Raw genomic sequence first — 24,945 nt, 5'->3', positions numbered from 1 at the left:
AGCAGTCAACGCTTTCGCGATCACCTTCGCCGACCGCTGGCCCAACACCCAAACCTACTGAGAGACAACGCCGGAAACACCGTTAGCGAGATAGACCCCGGCCCGCAACACGCGCCTAGCTTGAGTTTTTTTAACCTTTATGGCGTGGTCGAGGCCCGGCTGGTTTTGATGCTCGGGTGTTGCTGGTGGTTTTGATGTGCACGTCGTAGCGGGTGTTGGTTGGGGTGGCCGGGTGGCCGGGTGGCCGGGTGGCCTGCGCGGTCCGGGCCGGGAGGGTTCGGTGCTCGGGCGGGACAGTCGATGTTCGCGCGTAGGTGCCGAAACCCTCGCCGGATGCGTGTTGGTGTAAGCCGTTGCGGGGCAGCGGGTTTCTCCCACGGCCTTCTCAGGTCGGCGGCCAGGCTGCGGGCCAGGCGGAGCTGGGTGTAAGCAGCCAGGTCCACCGGTCGGCCGTAGTCGGGTCGCGGAGTTTCGGACTGGTCCGGCCCAGGGTCTTTTTCAGCATGCGGAAGGTGTGTTCGATATCGAACCGGCGAAGAAACGCCTGCTCTAACACATCGACCGTGTCCGTGTCGAGATCGACGACCGAATGCCACAACCACACCGGTTTCAGGATGGCGTCGCTGGGCAGCCGGTCGACCTCGAGTCGGATTACGGTGCCCTCGATCACCGGCAGCCTTCCGAGCTCGGTTACCCCGGACGAGCGGTGAGTCAGTCTGGGATGCAGGTGATTCCACGATCTGGCGGCTGTGGCGCACCGGTGGAGGTATCAGCGGTGACCTGCTCGACATCTGCTCATCCCCTGCCAAATTAACCCGGCCGGAACTGCATTCACATCGGTACCCGATCGGCAGCGTCACGGATGAAACCGCGACTTCTTGCACCGCTGGCCGGCCGGATCTTCATTCCATACCGCAGCGCCGACACCACCAACTATGGCGGCAGTCTCTACGCTCGATAATCCTGTGCGATCTCGCACAGGAGGATACGGGAGCTCTTCTCGGACAATGCTATTCGACTCAGCTGGTCGGTGACGCTCTCGTAATGACCGATGTCCCCATCCCGTTGCAGGCGCAGGGACCGGGGGGCGCCGTCGATGAAGACCTCCGGGGGCTCTGGTGGGTCACCAGCCAGCTGCACCCCGAACTCCAGCAGAACGAAACTGGCGAGGTGAAGCCCGATGTGGCTGGTCACCTCTGGGCCTATTATGCGGATCGAGACCGTCGGTCGCGCGCTGATCTCCACCAGATGCGACAACTGAGCGAGCATCACCTCCGGTCCCCCCATCACGTGCCGCAACGCCGATTCGAGGATGTATATGCGAGCTTGAAAGTTATTGGTGTCTATTCTTTCCCTGTGCTGCTCGGCTAGCTCGACTCGCCGGTCGATATCGGTGGGCGGATCATGCGGGTGCAGGATTCGTTCGAGGGCGTGGCGGTAGTCAGCGGTGTGCGCCAGCCTCGGTACCAGGGTGCCGCCGAATGCCGTTCCCGCTACCGCGTGCTGTTCGAGCGCAAGTCGATCCAGTTCGTCCGCGGACAGCAGATCGGTGAATGGACTCCACCAGTCTTGTCTCGACCGCCGAGCTTCGCGCGACTGTTGTATCAGCTCGAGCAGAAGCTCGCGGCCGTCCCCGGTGACCCCGTAGAGATCGCACAGAGCGTTGATGTGGAGGTTCGACATCCGCGTGTATTGGCCGTCCTCGATTCGGCCGATGGACTGCGCGGACAGATAGACAGCTTTTCCCGCCGTACTTTGGCTCATACCAGCCGCGATCCGAAGCGTGCGCAGGTGGCGGCCCAACGACCGCCGAACAGGATCCAGCATCTCAACCCTCTCGTAGTTCATGGTTTTTCACGTCCATGCGCACCCGCCCGACCGAGGCGCAGCCGTAGCAGGTCACCTGTCGTGCATTCCTGGGGATGCGATGCGGGCACGCAGACCGGGCACGAGGCGGCGGACTTCACGAAGCGACATCCCGAATGCCCTGATCGTCAACGCTGGGACGGTGCCGTCATCGGGAAGACCTGCCAGAAACAACGCGTCACGCAGGCGGCGCGCCGAGGCGAAATCGGCTGTCGCGGCGATCATCTCCGCGTACGTCTCACCCTGCCCGGCCCGCAGCGCGCTCTTGGCCACCTGCAACCTGATATCGGCGGCCACGACACGATCCACAACGAGAGCGATCTGTTCCTCGGGCACCCGATACTTGGGCGCCGGCTCCGATGCCGAATCGTAGGTAATCCCCTGTCGCCCACGTTGTTTGGCTCTGCAGGAGCCTTCGTCACAATAATGATGGAGGTCGAGCAGTATGCGGCCCACGGGTTCGGGGACCGGGCCGGGGTCGATGCGGCAGTACTCGTAGGGCACGTCAACCACCGGGGAGGCCGCCACCAAGGCATTGACCCGGTCGATGTGGGCGTTGTACGCGCCCTCGAGGCACTCACGCGGCGGGAACAGGTTGACGCCGAACTCGTCGAACGCCTCGCACACCCGCGCGTGCATCCTGCACTGCTGCGGGTCGCACTCACGCGTGAGATCAGCACAGGCAACCGCAATCGCCACCGAAACGATCGGGCCCGGATCCTCATCACAATCGTGCCAGGGAATTCCGCCAACACCAGTATCGAACACAGAAGATCCCCTCCCACACAGAGCGTTCCGTTCACTTCCGCCGGTGAGCGTTTTCTGCCGCAACCGGGCCATTGCCGCACGCAGGACCGGGCATTCGTCGAGCCGGTGGTCGGCATGGAACTCGGCCAGCTCCTGCGCGCGAGTGAGAGACAACGCGTCGTAAAACTCCACGCCGCACATGTCCTCGGCGAAGCGGCTCTCGGCATCCACGAACATGTGCGGATGCGACCGATCAGCCACGCTGATCACCACCCTCGCGACTCCGGCTCCCTCGATCGGCACAGGTCACGTTTGATCCTCCGTTTCTTCAGGTAGGCCCGTCAGCGGTATTGCTGCGGCACAATAGATTTCGATACAAATTCAGGCCCTCGCTGGTGAGCCAGTACACCGGCTCACGATGCCGCCCCGCGGTGTGTGATGTGCCCGAATCCACGTACCCGCCGTCGAGCAGCCAGCGCAGCGCGGCGATGGTCGGTCCGAGCGGGAAGCTGCCCGCGAGACTGCGGGCCGACATCGGCTTCCCGATCAACCCCAACGCCCGAATGGTCCGGGTCAGGCTGCGCGAGAACTCGGCGTGGTCACCGACAGAATCCGATACGCGATCCATCTCGCCCATCGGTCAGATCGCTCCGCTCGAATTCTGTTGTCCTGGAGATAATTCCGCCCAATATTCCCGACGGATCGCGTCCCACAACTCCGACGGTCTCGGGAACCGCTCACGCATCTCGGCCAAATCCGGCGCCGCAGCGAGCATGGCGGCGGAAAACAGGTGCTCTGTCTCGGATCTATTACGTACCAGCAGTATTCGAATGCAGTGGTGGTCCAGACTCCAGTGCGCGACCCAACCGCCTGCTTCGGTGCAGCGCTCACTCATAACCGACCCCTCGAAACGGCTAGCGATCGCCGTCGACGCCAGGTGTGCTCCCTGCAGGCGAGCCCAACTCCGAAAGCTTGCTCAGCACATCGCGGATCGTGTGCGTCGGGAGCTCGCTGGGCCCGCACGGTTCACCGAGTCTCGTCGGGAACGTGAGCCCCCGTGCCGCAGCTCGCTCACGTGGGCTCCACCTCGGGGGCATGAGCCGGCCTGCATCCACCAGCGTGCGATAGGCCGCCGTCTTCCACGCACACCGATCGACCCGGCAGCCCAGATGATGTTGCATCAGCTCATGCGCTACCTCGACATCAGCACGGTCACAGACCCGTGACGGTGCCACGATCACAGCTTCGTCCATCACACCGCCCCCGACTCGACCGAAACCGGATGTGCGGCCCGCGCCCACGTCTGTGCCGGGCACACGGCTTCCAGATCGAAGTCCTCACACACCCGCGACGGTTGATTGTCGACCTGAGCCAGGTCGTACACCACGATCACCGCCGCATCGAGCCCGGCCGCGATACCCAGCGCGTAAGCGATCGGGTCGGCAGCGTCGCGCGGGGGCCGCACCGTGTACAAATACCGATACCCCAACCCGATCGCGTGACGCTCCACCTCCAGCGCATGCCGCGGCGCATCTATCCCCGACACCTCACCTCGCACCACACCGATCGCCTTCGGACGACCCTCCTCTGAATCTGGTTGCGCTGCTTTCTCATTCGTCATTCCGACGCCTCCGGTTGATGGGGCAGACATAAGTTGCGCCGAGCTGAGCGCAGATTCCCGATCCGTGGCCGGAAAATTCGGCCAGTCCGCCGTTCTGTCTGTATCAAAACCACTGTCCAGCAAGCTATTTCGACTACGCGAGGCAGCGGGTTCAGGAGTGCAGGCGGTCGATCTCCACGCTTGCTTGATGTGCACGCACCAAGTAGACACCCAACGCCAGCTTGTATGGAATGTTCCATGCTATATTTAGTCATATACATTTATTCCATGATGACACGGTTTATATGACCAGTTCAGGTAGCCGTTCCATTCGAACGGCTACCTGTAGCTACGCTAACGAAAGGTGAGCGATGGCCAGTACGAGATTGCCCCAACGGATGATGGCGAAAGCCCTTGTGCGACTTCGGGAGTCGGCCAATCTCAGCCGCGAGACGGCGGCAAAGCACATCCAGGTCGGCACGCAAACCTTGTGGCGTTGGGAAACTGCACGCGGAGGCAGTCTGCCGAAACGCGTCTACATCGATGCCTTGTGTACCCGGTACGACGCTCCTCCGGAAGTTCGGGAAGCCTTGCTCGCGTTGACTGACGAGGCGCACGACACCGCATGGTGGCACCGCTACACTTCCGCCATCCCCGAAGACTTCGACTTCTTCTTGGGCTTCGAAATGTCCGCTAAGGAGATATGGACATACCAAGCATCACTGCTGCCGGGTCTGCTACAAACGCCGCAGTATCGACAAGCGATGATCGAGGCTGGAGCCCTGGGCGGCTCACCATTGGTGTCTCAACAATGGATCGAGCTGACTGCTCGACGACAGAAACGGCTGGGCGAGGACGAATTTTCGCTGAACGCTGTGATGCCGGAGTCGGTGCTGCACTACCCGATCGGAGGCCCGGCGATCATGTCCCGACAGCTCACAAGGCTTGCCGAGACCTCCGAGCTACCGGGCGTGTCGGTCCGGATCATCCCGTGGTCTGTGGGCGGTCATGCCGGGCTGACCTCGGGCTCTTTCGTGCTGTTCGATTTTCCGCCACAGAAGCTCGACTGGATGAACGAAGACCCGATGGTGTACATCGAACAGCGCGCCAGTGACCTTTACCTGGGTGACGCTGCAGCGGTGGACCAGTACCGTAGTGTCTACCAGGCCGTCGAGGCTGTGGCACTACCCGAGAACGAATCGAGACAGCTCGTTCTCAAGATCGCAGAGGAGCTCGTTCGTGATCGCTGACCTATCCGGGGCACAGTGGTTCAAATCCAGCAAAAGCCCCAACAAGGACGCCTGCGTGGAGGTGGCATGGCTCAGCGGTGGTCACGTCGGCGTTCGGGACTCGAAGAACCCCACCGGTCCCGCGCTGGTCTTCGCTCCGAGCGAGTGGGACGCATTCGCTACGTGCATACGGGACGGGGATTTCAACCGGCAGGGGGCGTAGCAGTCTTCGACTGCGTATCGCACATGTCAAGCGGTCCCACTCTGACCGATGTCGGAGTGGGACCGCTTCCTTGTGACCGCACGGGCTGCGCGGCATAACTCGAGAGCATCTGTCCCATGTGCGGCGGACAGGCCGGTAGGTTGACCGACGGCTTCGATACCGTGAGAGCTGCCGCGTAACCGGATGGGAGGACCGCGCACTGTGGGCAGGATCGAGTACTACAACGACCCGCAAGCCCCCAAGCCGAATTCGCTTGTGGTGGCCTGCAATCTACTCGTCACCGACGACTCCGGAGCCATCCTGCTCCAGCGCCGCCGCGACACAGGGCAATGGGCATTGCCCGGCGGCGCGATGGACCTCGGCGAAACCGCCGCACAATGCGCCCTACGCGAATGTCACGAAGAGACCGGCATCACCGCGCAGATCACCGGCTTTCTCGGCATCTACAGTAACCCCAACCACATCATCGCCTACACCGACGGCGAGGCCCGCCAACAATACGAGAACACCTACATCGGAACAGCCATCGACGGCGAGCCCACCACCAACGCTGAAGCCGATGGCGTCGCGTACGTCCAGCCCGACGAACTCGACCAGTACGACATCCACCCGAGCATGCGCCAACAGATCGGCGACTTCCTTTCCGGTACTTATCCTCACCTCGGGTGACTTACCGAAATACCCTCAACCCCCACCTGCAGTCGCGAGAGTCTCACAGGGCGCGCAGCCTGGGCGCTATGTCGCGTTCGAACAGATCCAGAAAACGGCGCTGGTCGCGTCCGGGAGCATGGAAGACGATGTGGTTCAACCCAGCCTACACATTGGGGTTGATCTGCTGCGCGTCCTCGTCCGGGTCGGTAATCCAGTGCTTCTGCTCGGCGGTCGGCGACAGTGACTGCGCTCGCCGAAAATCAGTGAGCGCCGTCATACTGCTGGCGATCCCGCTACCGCACCGGTTGGTTCCTTGGGGGTCGGCGTGGACGACTTCGCCCTGAGGCGCTGAAACCGTTGCGGCACAGCAGGATGTTGGTGTCGATGTGGGTAGGGGAGGTTCACGAGGTTGGTGCGGGCGCGTCGCGAGGTCCCCACGGGATATGTTGGAGGAGCGACAGATTCGCAAGCTCCGTCGCAGCGCGGCATGCTTCGGGGGATTCGCCGGTCGCAGATGATCCATCGAGAGCGCTGCCGCACTCGGATGCCTGGGAGAGTAGTCGGCTGTGGTGCGGCGGCGCGCTGTCTTTGCGTCGCGGTTGCGCGTCCTGCTGATCGCGGCATACCCGATCCAGTTGTTCCACAACGCATGCACCTCGGCCCACCGTTGAGGGTCCGCTCCGCCTGCCGCTCTCATCAGCGACCGCCGGGGCTCTGAATCATCAGCGCACCACAACTTTGCACCCGAGCCTTTATCCGGCGCCCGCTGGCAATATATTCGACCCTTCACCGAGCATCGACACACCGAACATGCCCGGCACATTCTGTTCGACACCGTCCATACACATCTACCGCGGACCAACCCCGGCCAACCCGCCCCAACGGGGCATGACCGGGAACGGCAGCGGCGAGGCAGACCCGCCGCCCCGCCGGAAACTACCCTGGTCCGCGCGCCGTAGGCGCACGGACCACTCACGACAACCACTGGTGGATCCGGCCTGCCCTGTGGACGCTCAGGCCACAGCGCGGGTGGTCGGGTACCTTGCGTGAAGGTCGGTGCGGGTTCGATCGGCGATGACCTCAGACTTGTTCGACGGTGCCCCGCAGCGGGGTGGCGTTCTTGACGTTGTCGAACATCGGTGAGGTCGCTTCCGCGGCCGCCCGGATCTCTTCGAGGACGTTCGCGGGGGCGTCGGTGTCGACGTGTACGACATAGTTCACGCCGGTGAATCCGGGCCGGACTTTCTCATCCAGCGCGAGATAGCCGCGCAGATCGTAGTCGCCGTTGACCTCGACCCGCAGGTTCCGGTACTCGATGCCGCGTTGGACCGCTTGGGTCACCCATCCGATGGTCAGGCAGGTGCCGACTGCGGCGAGTACCAGTTCCATCGGATCGAAGGCCTTGTCCGTGCCGCCCAGTGGTGCGGGCTCATCGGTTTCGAGGGTGAACGAGCGGGCGGTGGTGCGCGCTTGCGCGCCCGCGGTCCAGGTCGTCACGGTGCTGAACGCCCCGGTGCCAACGCTCGCATCATCGGCCACCGCCGCCTTGGTGGCTTCGTAAGCCGACAGGTCGAGCGTGTGAGCCTTCGTCATGGTTACCCCGTTCTCATGGACAGAATGATTTGTACGGACAATTGCCGTATTGTACGGACAATTGACCCTGCCAAGTATGGCCGATCCGGGCCCGCCGCGCTGCTCGTTCCACCGGACCGGTCGCGGACGAGAGGAGTTGCGGTGCCGAAGGATTCGCGACAGGGATCAACCCTGTGGTCCACCGTGCTGGCCGATCTACGCACACGGTTGGACGCCGGCGAGTTCACCGAACGCTTCCCCAGCGACCGGGAACTCGTCGCGCACTACGGGGTGAGCAGACACACCGTCCGAGAAGCGGTCCGGCGCCTGGACATGATCGAACGTCGCCCGCGAGTCGGCGGACTGGTGCGCACCCCACCCACGGTTCTGCGCCGGTTACTCGACACCCTCACCGCTCTCGGTGTGCAGACCTCCCGCACGACCACGACGGGTGAACATCACTCGGTGGAGATCGCCGGTCGGCTCGACCGTGCCCCTCGCACCCTGCTCACCGTGCACACCGCGGTATTACGCGCGGATGGGGGACCATTGATCTGCCTGCAGATCTGTTCCGCCGCATCTGATTCGGTGCCCAGCGAACTCGCGGATATGTTGCTCGACGGATCGGACCGGGAATCCGGTCAGGTCAGTGTCGTGTATGAGGGCACGGTGCCTGCTGCACCCGACCCCGAGGTCTGCGAGGCGCTCGGGATCCCCACTGGCAGTGTCACCTTCTGCATCGAGGCGCGTCTCGACCTCGCCGACGGTGCACCCATATTGCAGCGCGCATACGTCCGCCCCGACCGATACCCCTGCATCCTGCAGTTCTCCGCACCATGAACCACACGTACGCCACACCGCGAAACCGTATGAGCCGGTGCCGATTGCCGCAGCTTCCACACCCGCCCACTGGTGCCACACCGACCTACCCGGAGTTCGCGCGGCTCGGACCGTCACGAACTCCTCGGAAGGGAAACCGATGCTGATCCCTGCCCCGCAATCACAGTCACTGACCTGCGCAAAACCACGCGACCGAGCCCCTACCCCGGGTATGGTAGACGTCACGAAACCGACTATCGCCCGTGTCTACGATTACAGCCTCGGCGGTAAGGACAACTACGAGGTCGACCGCGCAGCCCTGGCGAAGGTCGAACGCATCGCGCCGCGGCACGGTGAACTCGCGCAGATGAACCGTCGCTGGCTGGTTCGGGTGGTTCGGTTTCTGGCGGGCTCGGCCGGGATCGATCAGTTCCTCGACATCGGCGCCGGGTTGCCCACAGCAATCAACACGCATCAGGTTGCGCAGCAAGAGAACTCCGACGCCCGGGTGATATATGTCGACAACGATCCCATGTGCGCTGTCTACGGCCGCGCGCTCCTCGAACAGAACCAGAACACCCATTACCTCCACGGCGACATCCTCGAAGCCGGCACCCTACTGCAGAACGAGCAAGTGACTCGCCACATCGACCGGGACCGGCCGATCGGCGTCCTCGTCTGTGGGCTGCTGCAGCACCTCGACGACGGCCTCGATCCAGCCCAGGTGATGCGCGAATACAACACGCTGCTACCCGACGGATCATTCATGGCCGTCACCAATTTCTGGGATCCAGCCGAGGAGAACCACGAACTTCACACGCTCGCCGAACAACTCGAACGAGCGTTCCTCGACGGCGGCCTGGGCTCGGGCTGGTTCCGCACCCGCGAACAGCAACTCCAGTACTTCGACGGGCTCGAACTCCTCACGCCAGGCTTGACCGAACTCGAAGACTGGTGGCCCGCCGGACCAGCGACACAGCCGCAGGCACCGGAGCAACGGGTGGTCCTCGGCGGAGTCGGGTACAAACGCCCACCTGATCCGCGTCGAATTCACCCGCGCTGAAAACGGTGAACCGCAACCGGTCCCGGGAGGCGAAACGGTGCATGTTGTCGGTGTCGGCGAGAAGCCGTGCAGCACCGCAGGGGCCGATGCCGTTCAGGTCCATCAGGGTCGACCCGCGTGCGAGGACCAACTGTTTGAGTTCCTTGTCGGCAGCTTTGGTTTTCCGGTCGACGACCTCGAGATCGTCGATCAGCTCGCTCACCAGCCGCAGACGAACCAGGGCCGTGGCATCGACCGGTTCGACGGTCTCGGCCAGGGCGCGGGCTTGCATGGCCGGCAGAACCCTCTCGGCACCTCCGGGTACCAACTCCAGCAGCAGCCGGTGGATACGGTTCAACAATTCGGTGCGGGCACGACCGAGCTCGTCACGACGATCGACCAGCAGACCCAACGCGACCAGTTCCGGATCCGCCTGTACCTGACGTAGATTCGGCGCCCGCAACGCCGCCAACGCGACCGGATGCGCATCGACCGGGTCGGTTGTGCGGCCGTTGCCGGTGGCGAACACCCGCACCTGCGCCGACAGTTTCGCCGGGACGTCGATGACGGTTTCCCCGTCGGCTACCAGCCGGTGCGCAACATGCCAGCCGACACCGTTGCAGCCCTCGATCGCCCACACCTGTTGCGGGAATCGTTGTGCAGCGGTGAGCATTTCACCGTATCCGGGGGTGTCGGTGCCGTAACGCCCGGATACGATGAAATGCCCACGGACAGCGGGATTCCCGCACGTTCGGACAGAACGAACGGAGCGGCTCGTCGGCCGGCGCTGTGCCACCACCCTGTGGACGCGGCGTGAACTCTGGCATCAACGGATCGGCCAGCGCCCACAACTCATCTGGGACAAGGCATTTGGACAACTCATCGACCACAAATCGAACATCATGCAGCACAACCGGATCTGACGCAGCAGATCCGAATCACAACCACGTATGGCAGACGTCTAAGGGCTCGTGGTTAATTAATCACGAGTGCCTAATCGACAGAAGATCCCGAATCGCTGTCATCGGGTCCCATAATTGGCGATCGGTCCCTGTCACCGCTTGCGGTTGACGAGTTGGCCTCAGTGGCGTCAGGGGAATGCCGACTCGGCCCGTCAGACGGTGTTTCCCGCATGCAGCGCATGGCGACAGTCGCTGTACGGTCAACTAGATCCTGCAGTAGTCCCGGCCTTCTGCTCGTCAGCGACGTTTCTTGTCGCTGGCTGGCGTCGTTTCTACTGCACGGCAGCCGATGCCTATCGAATCACCGCAGCAGAAGCCGGTCGAGGATGATCGGGCTGTGTGGATTCGATGCAGTCGAGAAAGGCGGCGACCGCAGGGTTCGTTTCTCCCGACCGCCACACCGCGTACAAATCGAGAGTTGGTACCGGCTCCATCAATTTCACCGCGACTGAAGGGCTGCCGGGCTCGCCGCTACCCATATAAATTGCGCGCGGTAAGGACGCGAAACCGACCAGCGGCCGTACCGACACCAGGTGCGCCGTCGCGCCCGGATCATCGGCCTGATGCGACACCGACAGCGAGATTTGTGACTGCGCGGCCGCGTGGAAAATGGTGTCGTACATGGCCGGGCATTGCTCGCGACCGAACAGCACACACTCCTGATGCTGCAGTTCGTTGAACGACACACCTGGCCGATCTGCCCACCTGTGCCGCCGCCCAACCACCGCAACCAGCGGCACCCGATGCAGCACCTTCCGGTACCGGAAGTCCACGGTGCTGGGGTGACCGTAGACGAGGGCAATATCCAACGATCCGTCCGAGAGCGCAGTGAGCTGCGGCCCAGTGCGCTTTTCCCACAACGACACCACTACATCCGGATGTCGCTCGGTCATCCGGGTCAAAGTGCGCGGCAGAATGTGGCGGCTGGCGGGCAAGTTGTAGCCGACACCGACCGAGCCTGCCCGGCCCTCGGCGGTGGCCTTGGCTACTGCGGCAGCGCGGTCCATCCGGACCATGATCTGGCGAGCTTGTGGCTCGAACGCCCGCCCAGCCGCAGTCAACTGCACCTCGTGCGAGTTGCGGGCGACCAGGCGTACTCCGAGAGACTTTTCCAATTTCTGTAGCTGGGCGGACAGGCTTGGTTGAGTGAGGTGAAGGCGCTGCGCTGCGCGACCGAAATGTAGCTCTTCGGCGATGGCGATGAAAGAGATCAAATGCCGGAATTCCATGACGCTGCTCCTTCCGAGCGTTCGCCACGGTAGCGTGGAGAGATAACCAGCGATGAATCATTGGGGCACGGTCACCATCAACTTGGTTGCATGCCAGTGAATCCGAGTAGCCAGCCTGCAAGATAAGTAATTGCAGAATGCTATATCCCCAAGAATTACCCTGCAGTTCGTGGTCGGACACAGTGTCGCAACACAACGAGCCACCAGATGTACGTCTTCATTCCGGGAACCGAATGTCGAGCCCGCTCGGCGCTGTTAATGATACCTCAATTCCACCAAGCGTCCAGTTCGGCGCCAATTACCGCCGATCCACCGATGGGCAGTTCGGGTATCAACGGGGATCGCTGCCTGAATGTCGGTGATCGCCGGGGTGTAGTGGTTAGCGCACATCGCGGCCGGACGCTGCGGCCCCGGTCGCTCAGCCGTGCGGCGGTAACAGTCGAACGTCCTCATACCAGTAGACCGGTTCGGTAATCACTGGAACCGGATGTCGCCATGAAGGGCTGAGTGCGGATTGGTGCGGTGCGGCGAGCTTTGTGCAGGTAAATCGGATGACGACGAGGTGACCGTGACCCTGGAACCGATCCATTCGGGACGGAGACGGACAACTCTGACGCGATCCGTGTGCGAGCCGACGGTGTAGCTATCTAGCAGTTACCAATTGACTGCGTCGTCGTTGCCGTCGACGACGGTAACCGTACCGAGAAGAAGGCGATATTGACCGTTTTCTCCGCTATGAGGGGCGCGCCCAGCTGGACTCGCCGGAAGATTGTCATGTGTGAGAGTCGGCTGGATAGGGTGGGAAGCGCCGTCGCGGCATCGGGTGGAGATTGGCGTAATCGCGATGGTGGAGCCCCGTTCGTCCGCGTTGCCTGTGGCAGGTCCGCTGTGAGGCGGGCGGGGCTATCCGATTGGCGGGTGAGAACCGGGGTGATTCTGATGATGAAGGAAAGGAAGCGATGCCGGTAGTTCTGAACACGACTGCGGCGCATCTGGTTAGGGATATCGTGGCCCGGTACGGTTCGTTGGACGCGTTCTGTGCGCATCTGCGGGGCAGTGTCGAGAATCCGACCGAGGAGCTACGCCGCTTCACAGGCCACTGGGCTGGACCCGGGGCGATTCAAGCGCCAGAGAAGGCCGTGAGCGAGAGCTACGGCGGCAGGCACCGACTGCAACGCTGAGCCTTGGTGGGCGCAGCGCGATGTACTGACCAGAAGTGGTTGATTCTTCCCTCAATCCTGGTTCTGCGCCTCAGGGCAGCAGCCCTGCACGACACCGTTCATGCCGAGCCCGCGCATGATCCGGTCGACCGTGCAGAACGCCACAGTGTGGCCTTGACGGCGCAAGTAGCGGGTCATCTTGCGGCGCCCGTACATCGCTTCGGGTTTCTCGCGCGGATCACGCAGGGCGTTGTCCACAAAGGCATCGGCGATGTCGCGGGCCGAGGGTGGTCGGCGGCGGGCTTTGCGATAGGTCCTGAGGTGGCGACGGAAGCAGTATTTCTACCGGGTTATTGTCTCGACAGCGAGGATCAAGCCGAACGCAGTGAGCAGGCAGCCGACGCCGATCTCGAATCGCCACGCGCCTCGCGGTCCGAGATTCCCGACGAGCTTCGCGGCACACACCACGATGATCGGAAGAAGCACGAGACCCGCCGCGACGTCGGCGGCTCCCAGTATTGCGAGTTGCCGAGCGGGTGGAAGCGGTGCTCTGTCATCGACGAATTGCGGGAGAACGGCAATGAAGAAGAGCAGTACTTTCGGGTTGGTCAGGTTGGTCAGCAGAGTCGCTGCGAAAATTCCCCCGCGGTGACGTGGTGAGTGTGTGTCCGCGCCTTCGTGGCCGTCGTGGGGGAGTTCGCGCGGAACCGCTCGGATCGCAGCAATCGTTCGCAAGCCGAGGTAGGTGAGGTATCCCGCCCCCAAGAGCGAGAGGATCTCGATGCTTTCCGGTCGAGCGGAAATGAGCGTAGCCAGGCCGGCAGTGCTGAGAACGGCATATACGGCCAGCCCGGTGAGTGCACCCGCCGCGGCCGCGAAGCCCGTGGCGCGTCCGTGGCGGCTCGCCCGGATGATCATCATCGCGTCCGGGCCCGGAGAGAGATAGCTGACGACCAGGACGCCCATGAAGAGCCACCACTGCTGGCCGGAGAGCATCGGTGTCATGACAGCCAGTGTCTGGGATGCAAATCGCCAGCAGAACTGATGACTTGAGGACTGCATCGTAAGATCTTCTTATGATCGATGTGCAGCGTCTGGCGGTATTCCGGGAAGTGGCGTCAGCCGGCTCCTTCGCGGGTGCCGCCACAGCTTTGCATCACACTCCATCGGCGGTATCGCAGCAGATCGCCGCGCTGGAACGGTCGGTCGGTGTGCAATTGGTCGAACGAAGTACTCGTGGCGTGAGATTGACGGCCGCAGGCCACATCCTGCTCGAAGGTGCCGTCGCCGTGGCCTCCGAAGTGCGGGCTGTCGAACGACGATTGGCCGAGTTTCGCGCCGAAGGACCGTCGTCCCTGACCGTTGTCGCCTTTCCCAGCGCTGGTGAGGTGCTGCTTGCGCCCGCTTTGACAGATTTGACCGCCGACGCTCACCAACCTGCTGACATCACGGTGGTCGAAGCCGAGCCCGACGATGCCCTCGCAGCGGTCCGTCACGGTGAGGCCGACTTGGCGCTCGTCTATCACTTTCACACTCCCGAACCCCCGCGCAACTGGTCGGATCTGGCCGGTCCCGGTGAATACCAACACCTGATGAGCGACGAACTGCGACTCGTGGTCCCGGCAGATCACAACCTGGCCGGGCGGTCGTCCGCGAGCATCACGGCATTCGCCCACGAACGATGGATCCATGCGTGGGGTGAGCCTGGATCCGTATTGGACACTCTCGCAGCAGTTCACGGGTTCCGTCCCGAGGTCGCCTGCCGATCGAGCGACTACCGCTTCATGTGTGCGCTCGTCGCCGCAGGTGTCGGCATCGCGCTCGTGCCACACCTGGCATTGGCCGGTATACCCGGCACATCCGATCTCGCGATCGATACTCTGCCGAAAAGGTTCGTGGGCATCTACATGCCGATCCGGCCGTGGCGACACGGCGCAGCACAACGTTTGGCCGCTGCGCTCGAGATACGGGCACGGTCACTCACCGGCAGCCGGAGCCGCAATGATTCTTGAGGCAGTCGTATTCGGTTGTGGGACAAGACCTTACCGACGCATGGTGAGATCAGTGTCAATGTAGTGCGTGACGACACACTGGCGCCCAGTGCATTCCACGCGATCGCCGACAGCGCCGCCGGTTGATGGAGATGCTCGGCGCCGGAGAGACAGCGCTCGTGGCCCGGTCACGCCTACGGCCGACACATACCGCCTCTGAACAGTGCGGCCGAGATGCCACACATGCCGTTACGTGCGGCATCTCGGAAACGACAGGCATCTACGGGTGTGTGAGACAAAGTCTCAGTCGGCAGGCAACGCCATCTTTCCAGACTGAGGGTCGGGGCGAGCGCGTACCGCCCGCCAGGCTTGGGCGAGGACTCTTGCGCCGGCGACGATCGAATCCTCAGTCATGTTGGCGTATCCGAGGACGAGGGTAGGTCTGTTGTCCTGCAACTCCTCGAGTCGGAATCGTTGCAGGCTCAGAACAGGCAGCGAGAGTCGTGCAGCCTCAGCGACCAGGCGATCCTCGGCGCAGATATTCGGGAATCGAACAAGGAGATGCAGTCCGGCCGGGGCGGAGGAGATCTCGATGTCATCGAGTTCAGCGTGGAGGGCGGAGATGAGGGCATGTCGTCGGCGGTTGTATTTCGGGCGCGTTCGACGCAAATGACGGTCGAGCAGTCCGGTGGTGATGAGGTACGTCAGCGCCAGTTGGTCGATGACTGGAACCCCGAGGTCGAAGTGCTCCCGTATCGCGTTGACGCGCGGTGTCATCCAGGTCGGCGTGACCATCCAGCCCAAGCGGAGGGCAGGGCTGAGGATCTTGCTGGTGGTCCCGAGGTAGACGACTCGGTCCGGCATAGTGGATTGCACTGCGTGGACTGCGGCAGTCCCATAGTTGAACTCGGCATCGTAATCGTCCTCGATGACGAGGGCGTCGCGCGTGGTGGCCCATTCGAGAAGTTCGGAACGCCGAGCGTCCGACATGATCACTCCAGTCGGGAATTGGTGCGCTGGTGTGAGGAGCACGACCCGTACGTCCGGATGCGCCCACAGATCCGCGACGCAGATCCCCTCGTCGTCGACGCGGATCGGGACCAACTGTAGGTCGACCGATGCGAGCGGCGGACGCAACCGGTCCCAGCTGGGGTTCTCAACCGCTATGGTGCTGTGGCCCTCGTCGGCGAGCACACGTGCGAGCAGGCTGATCGACTGCACTGTGCCGCCGCATACATGAATATCGTGCGGCTGGGCTGCGACTCCTCGTATACGGGCCAACCGTTCGGCAAGCGCTTCGCGGAATTTGGCATTTCCGTTCGGGCTCGAATATTGCAGATCGTCACGTGACGCCGTGGACATCACATGTCGAATGGCATTCGTCCACTCTGTGCGGGGAAACGAACTGAGGTCGGCTACCCCTGCGGCGAAGGTTAGCTGCGATGTAGGAGACTTCACGGGTAGTCGGGGAGCGGGAGCGGCGGCGGGGCCCTCCGCGACGACGGTGCCCGAGCCTCGTCGAGATTGCAGGAATCCCTGCATGGTCAGCTGCCCATAGGCGTTCACTACCACCGACCGGGAGCAGTGCAGCTCACGGGCGAGCGTGCGCGAAGGCGGCAACCGGGCGCCTGCTGCGAGATGTCCGTTTCTGATCGCCTGTTTGATCGCCTCCTGAATGCGAACCGTCATCGTCTGTCGGCGGCCTGGGCTGTCGATGGTCAGGTCCAGACGCAGATCAGCGGCCCACTTCGGTGCGAAAGTTGTCATACGAAGGTGCACCCTCTCTCAGTGCGAGCACGCACAGTCACTCAACCCCCGTCGGCCCGCTGGCCTTCACCATAGCCATCGCTGCCGACAAGAAGCACCTACGCGAATTGGTCTGCGATCGCGGACCAGAATTGGATCCTTCGCTGATCTCGAACGCGACTAACGTCTGTCAACCTACGGGCAGAAAGTGCCCCAGATCACCTGCATGCCGCTGCTACGGAAAGATTACAGACGAATGAAGATCGGTTACCTAGGACCTGAGGGTTCCAACCACTGGCACGTGGCGACAACGATTGTCGAACGATTCGGAGGGCAGATCCAACCAATCGACACGCCTGCGGAACTGGCGACCTGCGCCGCGACCGGCGCGGTGGACTTCAGCGTCTTGGCCATGGAGACCAACCTCCTCGGCATGATCGAACCGCACTTCCGTGAGCTGCTCGATAGTGCCCTGGAGGTGTGCGGGGAGGTGGTCTACGAAGCGCCGCTCGCGCTCGTCGCCAAGCCGGGAACCGAGCTGAGCGAGATTACGCGGATCCACAGCCACCCGGAAGCGCTCTCGGAATGCCGAGCTTGGCTCAAGACGAACGTTCCGCACGCCGCTGCAGTCTTCGCCGGGTCGACCGCAGCGGGTGCCCGGGAAGTGGCGGCCAGCGCGGGGCGTGATCGAGCGGCGATCTGCGCACCGGACACCGCCGCGGCTCTCGGATTGGAGCAGCTCGTTGCTGACATCGCGGATCCGCCCGGCGACGTCACTCGCTTCTGGATGCTGGGCCGGGTGAACACTGTCGAGGCACCGGCCACGAAGACCAATCTGCTGATCACCCCCCTGGGGGCCGATGTCTCCGGCGTCCTGCGCGTTCTCGCCGCCTCCGGCGTCGCGATCGAACGTGTCGATGCCGTGACCCGACGGGGCGCCCTCGGGGACTACTCGGTGCATGTGAGCCTCCACCGGGGCCGCGACGGCGACAACATCGCTCTCGTCCGGAAAGAGCTCGAAGGCCTAGCGGATGTCCGTCACCTGGGCAGCTACGCCGAGTTCGCAGCCTGACTTTGCCGACCCCTACACCGATGCGAAACCAATCAGGAGCAAGACGATGACAATCACACTGGGAAGAAAACGGGGCCGCACCGCGATGTCGGTGACGGCACTGCTGGTAGCGGGTGCGCTCATTACAGCAGGGTGCGGTGCGCAGAAGGTCGGTGAGGCCGGAAGCTCGGGCGCGAACGGTGGCGCGAAGGCCAAGTTCAATTCCATGCTCCCAGAGCAGATTCGCGCAGCCGGCGTCCTGAAGCTGGGTACCGATGCGTCCGCGCCGCCCTTTGCCTTCATCGGGTCGGATAACCGGACTGTGGAAGGGGTCAACGTCGACCTCGCCAATGCCGTCGGCCCGCTGCTCGGGGTGCGGATAGACCTGCGGAATGTCGCGTTCGACCAATCGATTCCGTCCGTCACCAGCCACCGGGTGGATCTGTACTGGGACTGGACCAAGGACCGTGCGCAATCGCGGCTGAAGGTGGACTTCGTCGATTTCGCCATCACCGGCGCAGGAATCCTGGTCGCCCAGGGCAATCCCGCCAACATCCGGGTCCCCGCCGATCTGTGTGGCAAGACGGTGTCGGTGCAGGACGGTAGCAGCAACGTCGACATCGTCGAGACCCTCAGCGAGCAACAGTGTGCCGGTTCGGGAAAGCCTGCCATCGAGGTGTTGAAGTTCGACACGGTCCCGTCCGCGCTGCTGCAGATCAAAGGCGGGCGTGCTGTTGCCACTGTCGCGTCCTACGGAGTCGCGTCCTACGAGGGGCGGACAAGTCCGGACTATGACGCGACCGGCGATATCATCAGTCCGATCAAGGCTGGCTTCACAATGGCGAAAGGCCAGCCCGCCCTTCGCGATGCGGTGCGCGCTGCACTGCAGGAGCTCATCGCAACCGGACAGTATGGAGAGATCATGAACAAGTGGTCGCTCAATGGCTCGAAAATCGACAGCATAACCGTCAATGACGGAAATGCCTAGCATTGAACGTGCTTCAGGATGGATGAAATAGAAAATGAAAAGCAGCGCGACTACGCCGATCCAAGAACTGGCGAGACCGGTGGAAATAGTTCGTAAGAAACACTACGGGCGCTATGTGACAGGGGCGGTCCTGGTAGTCATCGCCGCATTGTTGATTCGGGCCTTCGCGAATGCCGATATTGGCTACGGTATTACCGCGGAGTACTTTACTCAGCCCTTCGTCATTTACGGCGTACTCAACACGGTCATTCTGAGCGTGACGGCGATGGCCATCGGACTTGTCCTCGGCGTTCTCGCCGCGCTGGCGCGGCTGTCGGCCAATCCCGTGCTCAAAGGTGTGGCCAGCACCTACATCTGGCTGTTCCGTGGTACCCCGGTGCTCGTCCAGTTGCTGTTGTGGTACAACATGTCACTGATCTTCCCCACGATCTATGTGCCATTTCTGGGCGAATACACCACCAATTCGATCATGACACCGTTCGTTGCAGCACTGATCGGACTCGGCGTGAACGAAGGCGCCTACATGGGTGAGATCATCCGCGGAGGCATCCTGTCCGTCGACAACGGTCAACGCCAAGCCGCCAAAGCGCTGGGCATGAGCCCTTTCCAGGTGACCACCAGGATCGTGCTACCGCAGGCGTTCCGCGTGTGCCTGCCCGGCACCGGCAATCAGTTCGTGATCATGCTCAAGTCCTCCTCGCTGGCGAGCATCGTCCAGTACAGCGAACTCCTCAACAAAGCCGAGACGGTGTACCAGCGGAACCTCGCCATCATCGAATTGCTGCTGGTGGCGTCGCTGTGGTACATCATCCTCACGACGATCTTCACGTTCGGACAGTCCCTGCTCGAGCGACGAGCCGGACGCTCCCAGCTCACTACCGCCAGACAGAGACGGTTCTTCCGGCGAAACCTCGCCGGAGCGTAACGTGTCGAGCCCGGCCCGCCCCAATGCATGGCGATCGACTCGGGCTTCGGACGCAAGTCTTACATCTTGGACAGTTCGAGTCGTCGGCACCGCTGGTCGGCGCAGGATCTAAGGAAAACCCATGCCTAACGACGTTATCGTGACAGCTCGCGATGTCGAGAAATCATACGGAACCAACTCGGTGCTGCGCGGCGTGAGCTTCGACGCTGGACGGGGCGAGGTCACGTGCCTCCTCGGCCCCTCCGGTTCGGGGAAGTCGACGCTCCTGCGCTGCGTCAATCACCTCGAAACCATCGACAAAGGTGTGATTCGGGTAGACGGCGTCGTAGTCGGCTATCACGAAAAGGACGGCAAGCTGTACGAGATGTCCGAGCGTGATGCGGCTCGTGCGCGGCACGGAATCGGGATGGTGTTCCAAAGCTTCAATCTATTCGCGCATATGACAGTCCTCGAGAACGTCATGGCCGGGCCCCGTATCGTCGGTAAACGGAAAAAGGAGCCGTCCCGGACCACAGCCTTGGAACTGCTGGACCGTGTCGGCTTGGCTGCCAAAGGTCAGTCCTACCCCGCACAACTATCCGGTGGACAGCAGCAACGAGTGGCTATTGCGCGAGCGCTCGCCATGGAACCCAAACTCATGCTCTTCGACGAACCAACCTCCGCTCTCGACCCCGAGCTTGTCGGCGAAGTGCTCAGTGTCATGAAGGAACTCGCGGCCGAGGGGATGAGCATGCTCGTGGTGACCCATGAAATTGCCTTCGCCCGAGATGTCGCCGACCAAGTGATCATGATGGATGGTGGAAGGATCATCGAAAGCGGGCCGCCGCAGAAGGTGCTCACTACTCCCGAACACGAGCGCACCCGAGCCTTCCTCTCGCGTATTCTCTGATCCTGTTATGAATTTCAACCTGGAGATGGGTGTCTGACCGTGCCCGAGTTCGTCCTGGGATAATTCTCCGACTGCCTGCATAAGTGTGGTCTGTCGTAGCGGACCTCGATGTCACTCTGGTCGCACTCGCACCACCGGGGCGGTTTCGTCGGTGTGCCCCGCAGGCCGCGCTGGCGATTGGATCAGCAGGCGGAAAGACCCAGTAGTCGATCGATTTCGCCAAGTCCTATACCGATCAGTACGTCATCGAGGCGAACAAGACCATCGGTAGCGGAGGCTGGCGACTGGACCCGATGAGGGGCGTACGACGGGCGGAGCAACAACTCCGCCCGTCGTATGTATTTATCTGGGGCACAGGAGAATTCGGATCCATCACCTGCTTCCCGCTCAGTCCTACCCCGGCCCGGCCACGGTGCTGCTCACGGTGGTTGCCTTCGCATTGGGCAGCGCCACCGGCGTTTGCCCCAAAAAGCTGAGCGCAAGCTCGGCTATGTGCTCATCCTCGTCGAGGAGGGACATGCGTGTCGGGTTGGGGGAGCCGCAGGTGCTCGCTACGTGTGGGTGTGCAGAGGTGTGCCCGACAATGCGAGCATTGCCTCACCCAGTGCCTCGTTCTGAGTGGGGTGCGCGTGGATGAACGGTGCGACGTCGGAGGGCAGCGCTTCCCAGGCGACGGCCAGCTGGGCCTCGCCGATCAGTTCGCCGACGCGATGGCCGACCATGTGCACTCCCACCACAGGGCCGGTGTCGCCGGCACGTATCACCTTGACCCCGCCCGAGGTCTTCAGGATCTGACTCTTGCCGTTACCAGTGAGGTCATACACCACGGACGTGATGTTGCCGTAGCGCTTCCGCGCGGCGTCTTCGTCGAGCCCGACGGACGCGACCTCCGGATGCGAATATGTCACGCGTGGAATGAGCTGGTCCGCAACAGGAACCGGCGCGAGGCCGGCGATCTCCTCGGCGACGAAGATTCCCTGATGGAAGCCGCGGTGTGCCAGCTGGAGCCCTGCCACGATGTCCCCGACGGCGTACACCCCCTCGGCGCCGGTGCGCAGACGATCGTCGGTGACCACGAAACCACGGTCGAGGGCTACGCCATGTTCGGCGAATCCGCTGTCCGCCGTGCGCGGACCACGTCCCACCGCCACCAGCAGGATGTCCGCCTCGAGCGTGTCGCCACCGGCGAGTTCCACATGAACTCGGTTCGAGGTTTCCTTTGCCGCGGCGACCCGCACGCCGGTGCGGGCGGAAATTCCGCGTCTGCGGAATGCGCGTTCGAGTTGCTTCGAACACCACGGGTCCTCCGCGGCTATCAGGCGGGGGAGAGCCTCGACTACGGTCACCTCCGCACCGAACGATGCCCAGACGCTGGCGAATTCGACACCGATCACGCCTCCGCCCAGAACGATGGCCTTGTTCGGAACGAACCCGAGGTTCAGTGCTTCGTTGCTGGTGACGATGCGCTCACCGAGGTCGATGGACTCGATCGTGCGGGCGTAGGACCCGGTCGCCAGCACCACGGACGTCCCCGTGTAGCGAGTGCCGTCCACCTCGATCGTCTTGTGCCCGACGTACTTTCCGTGCCCGTTCACGAAAGTTACCTTGTGGTGGACGACCAGGCCTTGCAGCCCTTTGTGCAGCCTCTCGATGGTGCTGTTTTTGAACTGGTGCACTGCCTCGATGTCGATCCCCTCGAACATCGTTCGCACTCCGAACGCCGCACCGCTGCGGGCGGTGTCGGCGACTTCGGCGGAATGCAACATCGCCTTCGTGGGGATACAGCCTCGGTGCAGGCAGGTTCCGCCAACCTTGTCCGCCTCGATCAGCGTGACCGACAGTCCGAGTTGCGCGGCGCGGAAGGCGCAGGCGTAACCGCTGGAGCCGCCACCGAGGATCAGGACGTCACTGTGCACGCCGGTCATCAGAGCCTCCCCAGCAGAGTGATGGGATTCTCGATGTAGTCGGCGAATAATCTGAGGAACCCGCCTGCGATGCCGCCGTCGCATACTCGGTGATCGAAACTCAGCGATACCTGAGTCACCTTCCGGACGGTCAACTGCCCGTCCACGACCCATGGTTTGTCGACGATGCGGCCGACTCCCACGATCGCGGCCTCGGGATGGTTGATGATCGGGGTCGACCCATCCACGCCGAAGACCCCGTAGTTGTTGAGGGTGAACGTGCCACCCGTCAGTCGTGTCGGCGGGAGCGTTCCCGCGCGGGCCAGCGCCGTGGTCTCCCGCAGTTGCCGGGCGAGTTCGACAGTCGTGAGCGCGTCGGCCTTGTCGATCACCGGGACGACGAGCCCGCGAGGCGTTTGTGTCGCGATGCCCAGGTGCACATGCCGGTATCGGACGATTTCGTTGTCTTCGGTATCGACGGAGGAGTTCAACTCCGGGAACCAGTGCAGCGCGGCGATGGTCAACCGCGCGAGCAGCGCCAGCAGACTGATCTGCTCGTCGTCGGTCAGAGTTGCATTGATCGTGCGTCGAGCCGCCAAGAGTTCGGTGGCATCGACATCCACCCACGTGGTCGCGTCCGGGATCTCCCGTCGACTGGTCGAGAGCTTGTCGGCTACGGCCTTGCGTAGCCCCTTGAGCGGGAATCGCTGGTCCGCTGTTGCCGGGCGAGATGATGTGCTCGGGTTGTCCGGGGCATCGGCGAGGGCGCGGTCGATGTCGGCACGGGTGATCACACCACCCACGCCGGATCCGGACAACGCCGCCAGATCCAAGCCGTGGGTGTGAGCGAGAAAGCGCACCACTGGAGAGATCACCCGGCTCGGTGGCCTGGGCGCAGCGGATGGTCTTGGTTTCGTAGAAACGACAGCGTCCGATGGCGCCCTGCTGGGGGGCGGAGCGACCGGTCGTACACGGCGCCTGCGGCGGCGGGTGTCCTGGTTGGTGCCGTACCCGATGAGAACATTGCCGGACCTGCCCCGTTCCTCCTCGAGGTGTTGCTCACCTGCGAGTGCGATCGAGCTGTCAGCGGTGTCGGCGTCGGACTCGGCGCCGCTGATGGTGATCAGTGGCGTGCCGACCTTCAGCGTCGAGCCTTCTTCGCCGTGCAATGCGATCACGGTGCCTTCGAAGGGAATTGGTACCTCGACCGCGGCTTTGGCGGTCTCGACTTCGACGACCACCTGGTCGATGGTGACGGAGTCACCGACCTGGACCTTCCATTCGGCGATATCGGCTTCGGTGAGTCCTTCGCCGAGGTCGGGGAGCACAAATACTTGATTGCTCATGCGGGCACCGACCAACGGGTGTCGACCGAATCGTTCCACTGCAATCGGTCGATACTGTCGAGTACCCGGTCGACGCTCGGCAGGTGGAGATGTTCGAGTTTTGGGGCGGGGTACGGGATGTCGAATCCACTGACCCGCAACACCGGTGCGTGTAGGTGATGGAAGCACCGTTCCTGGACACGGGCGACGATCTCGGCTCCGACCCCGGCGAATCCCTGTGCTTCCTGAATGACGATGCACCGCCCGGTCTTGCGGACCGATGCCATGACCGTGTCGTCGTCGAACGGCACGAGCGAACGCAGGTCGATCACCTCGATGTCACGCCCCTCTGTTGCGGCGGCCGCGGCGGACTCGAGCGCGACGGTCACAGACGGTCCGTACGCGATGAGGGTCGCGTCCTGGCCGGGACGACGCACGGCGGCCTGCCCGATCGGCGCACCTGCCCCCAGATCTACGTCGGCGCGCGAGAAGTACAGGCGTTTGGGTTCGAGGAAGATCACCGGGTCGGGGTCGTTGATCGCAGCGCGCAACAGGGTGTAGGCGTCCGCGACGGTGGACGGGGCGACGACTTTCAGCCCGGGGGTGTGCGCGTAGTAGCCCTCGCTGGAATCGCAGTGGTGCTCGACGCCGCCGATACCCCCGGCGTATGGGATGCGGATGACGATCGGGACGGACAGTGCACCTTTCGTGCGATTCCGAATCTTCGCGACGTGGGACACGATCTGCTCGAACGCCGGGTAGGCGAACGCGTCGAATTGCATTTCGACGACCGGTCTGAACCCGGCCATCGCCATGCCGATCGCGAAACCGATTATGCCGGATTCGGCGAGCGGGGTGTCGAAGCAGCGATCGTCGCCGAAGTCGCGGGTGAGTCCGTCGGTGACGCGGAAGACACCGCCGAGAGCGCCGACATCTTCGCCGAAGACGACGATGTTCTGGTCGGCGGCGAGGGCGTCGCGCAGTGCGGTGTTCAGAGCCTGGGCCATGGTGAGTGTGGGCACGGTG

General features: G+C 62.9%; 24 protein-coding genes and 2 pseudogenes. 11 read left to right on the top strand and 15 right to left on the bottom strand.

What is annotated here, in order from left to right; genetic code table 11:
- Positions 1–385: 385 nt before the first annotated feature.
- From K7711_RS45600 to K7711_RS45580, 5 genes are all read right to left on the bottom strand, one after another.
- Complete coding sequence (locus tag K7711_RS45600; RefSeq protein WP_222979187.1) at positions 386–670, bottom strand: hypothetical protein; 285 nt, start codon at positions 668–670, stop codon at positions 386–388.
- A gap of 278 nt (positions 671–948) precedes the next feature.
- Positions 949–1,827: a helix-turn-helix domain-containing protein gene (locus tag K7711_RS45595; RefSeq protein ID WP_268929831.1), complete on the bottom strand. Its 879-nt coding sequence runs from the start codon at positions 1,825–1,827 to the stop codon at positions 949–951.
- 72 nt (positions 1,828–1,899) lie between these two features.
- Entirely contained in the window at positions 1,900–2,886 is a 987-nt protein-coding gene (locus tag K7711_RS45590; protein WP_222979183.1) for a hypothetical protein, read from the bottom strand.
- A gap of 55 nt (positions 2,887–2,941) precedes the next feature.
- Complete coding sequence (locus K7711_RS45585) at positions 2,942–3,250, bottom strand: hypothetical protein (RefSeq protein WP_222979181.1); 309 nt, start codon at positions 3,248–3,250, stop codon at positions 2,942–2,944.
- A 615-nt stretch (positions 3,251–3,865) separates the two neighbouring features.
- Complete coding sequence (locus tag K7711_RS45580) at positions 3,866–4,234, bottom strand: hypothetical protein (RefSeq protein ID WP_222979179.1); 369 nt, start codon at positions 4,232–4,234, stop codon at positions 3,866–3,868.
- Positions 4,235–4,584: 350 nt separating this feature from the next.
- On the opposite strand from K7711_RS45580, the gene K7711_RS45575 reads away from it, so the two are divergent.
- From K7711_RS45575 to K7711_RS45565, 3 genes are all read left to right on the top strand, one after another.
- Positions 4,585–5,463: a helix-turn-helix domain-containing protein gene (locus K7711_RS45575; RefSeq protein ID WP_222979177.1), complete on the top strand. Its 879-nt coding sequence runs from the start codon at positions 4,585–4,587 to the stop codon at positions 5,461–5,463.
- Positions 5,453–5,665, top strand: coding sequence for a DUF397 domain-containing protein (locus tag K7711_RS45570; protein WP_222979175.1), 213 nt, complete (start codon positions 5,453–5,455; stop codon positions 5,663–5,665). The genes K7711_RS45575 and K7711_RS45570 overlap by 11 nt, the downstream gene beginning before the upstream one ends.
- Before the next feature lie 201 nt (positions 5,666–5,866).
- Positions 5,867–6,334: an NUDIX hydrolase gene (locus K7711_RS45565; protein WP_222979172.1), complete on the top strand. Its 468-nt coding sequence runs from the start codon at positions 5,867–5,869 to the stop codon at positions 6,332–6,334.
- Positions 6,335–6,377: 43 nt separating this feature from the next.
- Here K7711_RS45565 and K7711_RS45560 read toward each other — a convergent pair.
- A pseudogene (locus tag K7711_RS45560) lies at positions 6,378–6,536 on the bottom strand (glucose-6-phosphate dehydrogenase (coenzyme-F420)); the annotation flags it as partial.
- Between the two features lie 860 nt (positions 6,537–7,396).
- Entirely contained in the window at positions 7,397–7,909 is a 513-nt protein-coding gene (locus tag K7711_RS45555) for an OsmC family protein (protein WP_222979170.1), read from the bottom strand.
- Between the two features lie 141 nt (positions 7,910–8,050).
- Here K7711_RS45555 and K7711_RS45550 point away from each other — a divergent pair, with 141 nt between their 5' ends.
- Both K7711_RS45550 and K7711_RS45545 read left to right on the top strand, forming a co-directional pair.
- On the top strand, positions 8,051–8,728 hold the full coding sequence (locus tag K7711_RS45550) for a GntR family transcriptional regulator (RefSeq protein WP_222979168.1): 678 nt from the start codon (positions 8,051–8,053) through the stop codon (positions 8,726–8,728).
- Between the two features lie 211 nt (positions 8,729–8,939).
- Positions 8,940–9,770: an SAM-dependent methyltransferase gene (locus K7711_RS45545; RefSeq protein WP_222979166.1), complete on the top strand. Its 831-nt coding sequence runs from the start codon at positions 8,940–8,942 to the stop codon at positions 9,768–9,770.
- 310 nt (positions 9,771–10,080) lie between these two features.
- On the opposite strand, the pseudogene K7711_RS48210 reads toward K7711_RS45545, so the two are convergent.
- Positions 10,081–10,545, bottom strand: a pseudogene (locus K7711_RS48210) (IS110 family transposase); the annotation flags it as partial.
- Positions 10,546–11,004: 459 nt separating this feature from the next.
- Positions 11,005–11,940 carry a LysR family transcriptional regulator gene (locus K7711_RS45540; protein ID WP_222979164.1) on the bottom strand — a complete coding sequence of 312 codons (936 nt, stop codon included), beginning with the start codon at positions 11,938–11,940 and terminating at the stop codon, positions 11,005–11,007.
- 959 nt (positions 11,941–12,899) lie between these two features.
- Here K7711_RS45540 and K7711_RS45535 point away from each other — a divergent pair.
- A complete protein-coding gene (locus K7711_RS45535) occupies positions 12,900–13,121 on the top strand; it encodes a hypothetical protein (protein WP_222979163.1) in 222 nt (73 codons plus the stop codon).
- A 51-nt stretch (positions 13,122–13,172) separates the two neighbouring features.
- Here the strand turns inward: K7711_RS45535 and K7711_RS45530 are convergent, their stop codons facing one another.
- Together K7711_RS45530 and K7711_RS45525 are read right to left on the bottom strand one after the other, a co-directional pair.
- A complete protein-coding gene (locus K7711_RS45530; protein WP_222979162.1) occupies positions 13,173–13,358 on the bottom strand; it encodes an IS3 family transposase in 186 nt (61 codons plus the stop codon).
- 84 nt (positions 13,359–13,442) lie between these two features.
- Positions 13,443–14,105, bottom strand: a complete 663-nt coding sequence (locus K7711_RS45525; RefSeq protein ID WP_222979161.1) for a LysE family translocator — start codon at positions 14,103–14,105, stop codon at positions 13,443–13,445.
- Between the two features lie 71 nt (positions 14,106–14,176).
- Between K7711_RS45525 and K7711_RS49500 the strand changes: the two genes are divergently transcribed.
- Positions 14,177–15,112: a LysR substrate-binding domain-containing protein gene (locus tag K7711_RS49500; protein ID WP_222979159.1), complete on the top strand. Its 936-nt coding sequence runs from the start codon at positions 14,177–14,179 to the stop codon at positions 15,110–15,112.
- Between the two features lie 282 nt (positions 15,113–15,394).
- On the opposite strand, the gene pdxR is transcribed toward K7711_RS49500, so the two are convergent.
- A complete protein-coding gene (gene pdxR / locus K7711_RS45515; protein ID WP_222979158.1) occupies positions 15,395–16,780 on the bottom strand; it encodes a MocR-like pyridoxine biosynthesis transcription factor PdxR in 1,386 nt (461 codons plus the stop codon).
- A 313-nt stretch (positions 16,781–17,093) separates the two neighbouring features.
- On the opposite strand from pdxR, the gene K7711_RS45510 reads away from it, so the two are divergent.
- The 4 genes from K7711_RS45510 to K7711_RS45495 all read left to right on the top strand — a co-directional run bounded on the left by K7711_RS45510 (position 17,094) and on the right by K7711_RS45495 (position 20,690).
- Entirely contained in the window at positions 17,094–17,909 is an 816-nt protein-coding gene (locus tag K7711_RS45510) for a prephenate dehydratase (RefSeq protein WP_222979157.1), read from the top strand.
- A gap of 46 nt (positions 17,910–17,955) precedes the next feature.
- Positions 17,956–18,876: an ABC transporter substrate-binding protein gene (locus K7711_RS45505; protein WP_222979156.1), complete on the top strand. Its 921-nt coding sequence runs from the start codon at positions 17,956–17,958 to the stop codon at positions 18,874–18,876.
- Positions 18,877–18,910: 34 nt separating this feature from the next.
- Positions 18,911–19,801, top strand: coding sequence for an amino acid ABC transporter permease (locus tag K7711_RS45500; protein WP_222979155.1), 891 nt, complete (start codon positions 18,911–18,913; stop codon positions 19,799–19,801).
- Between the two features lie 121 nt (positions 19,802–19,922).
- Positions 19,923–20,690 carry an amino acid ABC transporter ATP-binding protein gene (locus K7711_RS45495; protein ID WP_222979154.1) on the top strand — a complete coding sequence of 256 codons (768 nt, stop codon included), beginning with the start codon at positions 19,923–19,925 and terminating at the stop codon, positions 20,688–20,690.
- A gap of 551 nt (positions 20,691–21,241) precedes the next feature.
- Here K7711_RS45495 and lpdA read toward each other — a convergent pair.
- Genes lpdA through K7711_RS45480 form a run of 3 tightly spaced genes read right to left on the bottom strand, consistent with a single transcriptional unit; the run spans position 21,242 to position 24,941 of the window.
- Positions 21,242–22,615, bottom strand: coding sequence for a dihydrolipoyl dehydrogenase (lpdA, locus tag K7711_RS45490; RefSeq protein WP_222979152.1), 1,374 nt, complete (start codon positions 22,613–22,615; stop codon positions 21,242–21,244).
- The gene (locus tag K7711_RS45485; RefSeq protein WP_222979150.1) at positions 22,615–23,940 is read right to left on the bottom strand and encodes a dihydrolipoamide acetyltransferase family protein; all 1,326 of its coding nucleotides are present in this window, start codon (positions 23,938–23,940) and stop codon (positions 22,615–22,617) included. Before K7711_RS45485 ends, lpdA begins: the two co-directional genes overlap by 1 nt.
- The gene (locus K7711_RS45480) at positions 23,937–24,941 is read right to left on the bottom strand and encodes an alpha-ketoacid dehydrogenase subunit beta (protein ID WP_222979148.1); all 1,005 of its coding nucleotides are present in this window, start codon (positions 24,939–24,941) and stop codon (positions 23,937–23,939) included. The genes K7711_RS45485 and K7711_RS45480 overlap by 4 nt, the downstream gene beginning before the upstream one ends.
- Between the last annotated feature and the right edge of the window lie 4 nt (positions 24,942–24,945).

It is taken from the genome of Nocardia coffeae (assembly GCF_019890715.1).
GTDB lineage: Bacteria > Actinomycetota > Actinomycetes > Mycobacteriales > Mycobacteriaceae > Nocardia > Nocardia jiangxiensis.
This window is presented reverse-complemented; position numbering and strand designations above follow the sequence as displayed.

Coding starts and splice junctions, on each gene's coding strand:
- K7711_RS45595 (WP_268929831.1), bottom strand. CDS start 1,827: ATGCTGGATCCTGTTCGGCGGTCGTTGGGCCGCCACCTGCGCACGCTT.
- K7711_RS45585 (WP_222979181.1), bottom strand. CDS start 3,250: ATGGGCGAGATGGATCGCGTATCGGATTCTGTCGGTGACCACGCCGAG.
- K7711_RS45580 (WP_222979179.1), bottom strand. CDS start 4,234: ATGACGAATGAGAAAGCAGCGCAACCAGATTCAGAGGAGGGTCGTCCG.
- K7711_RS45575 (WP_222979177.1), top strand. CDS start 4,585: ATGGCCAGTACGAGATTGCCCCAACGGATGATGGCGAAAGCCCTTGTG.
- K7711_RS45555 (WP_222979170.1), bottom strand. CDS start 7,909: ATGACGAAGGCTCACACGCTCGACCTGTCGGCTTACGAAGCCACCAAG.
- K7711_RS45545 (WP_222979166.1), top strand. CDS start 8,940: ATGGTAGACGTCACGAAACCGACTATCGCCCGTGTCTACGATTACAGC.
- K7711_RS45540 (WP_222979164.1), bottom strand. CDS start 11,940: ATGGAATTCCGGCATTTGATCTCTTTCATCGCCATCGCCGAAGAGCTA.
- K7711_RS45535 (WP_222979163.1), top strand. CDS start 12,900: ATGCCGGTAGTTCTGAACACGACTGCGGCGCATCTGGTTAGGGATATC.
- K7711_RS45525 (WP_222979161.1), bottom strand. CDS start 14,105: ATGACACCGATGCTCTCCGGCCAGCAGTGGTGGCTCTTCATGGGCGTC.
- K7711_RS49500 (WP_222979159.1), top strand. CDS start 14,177: ATGATCGATGTGCAGCGTCTGGCGGTATTCCGGGAAGTGGCGTCAGCC.
- pdxR (WP_222979158.1), bottom strand. CDS start 16,780: ATGACGGTTCGCATTCAGGAGGCGATCAAACAGGCGATCAGAAACGGA.
- K7711_RS45510 (WP_222979157.1), top strand. CDS start 17,094: ATGAAGATCGGTTACCTAGGACCTGAGGGTTCCAACCACTGGCACGTG.
- K7711_RS45505 (WP_222979156.1), top strand. CDS start 17,956: ATGACAATCACACTGGGAAGAAAACGGGGCCGCACCGCGATGTCGGTG.
- K7711_RS45500 (WP_222979155.1), top strand. CDS start 18,911: ATGAAAAGCAGCGCGACTACGCCGATCCAAGAACTGGCGAGACCGGTG.
- K7711_RS45495 (WP_222979154.1), top strand. CDS start 19,923: ATGCCTAACGACGTTATCGTGACAGCTCGCGATGTCGAGAAATCATAC.
- lpdA (WP_222979152.1), bottom strand. CDS start 22,615: ATGACCGGCGTGCACAGTGACGTCCTGATCCTCGGTGGCGGCTCCAGC.
- K7711_RS45485 (WP_222979150.1), bottom strand. CDS start 23,940: ATGAGCAATCAAGTATTTGTGCTCCCCGACCTCGGCGAAGGACTCACC.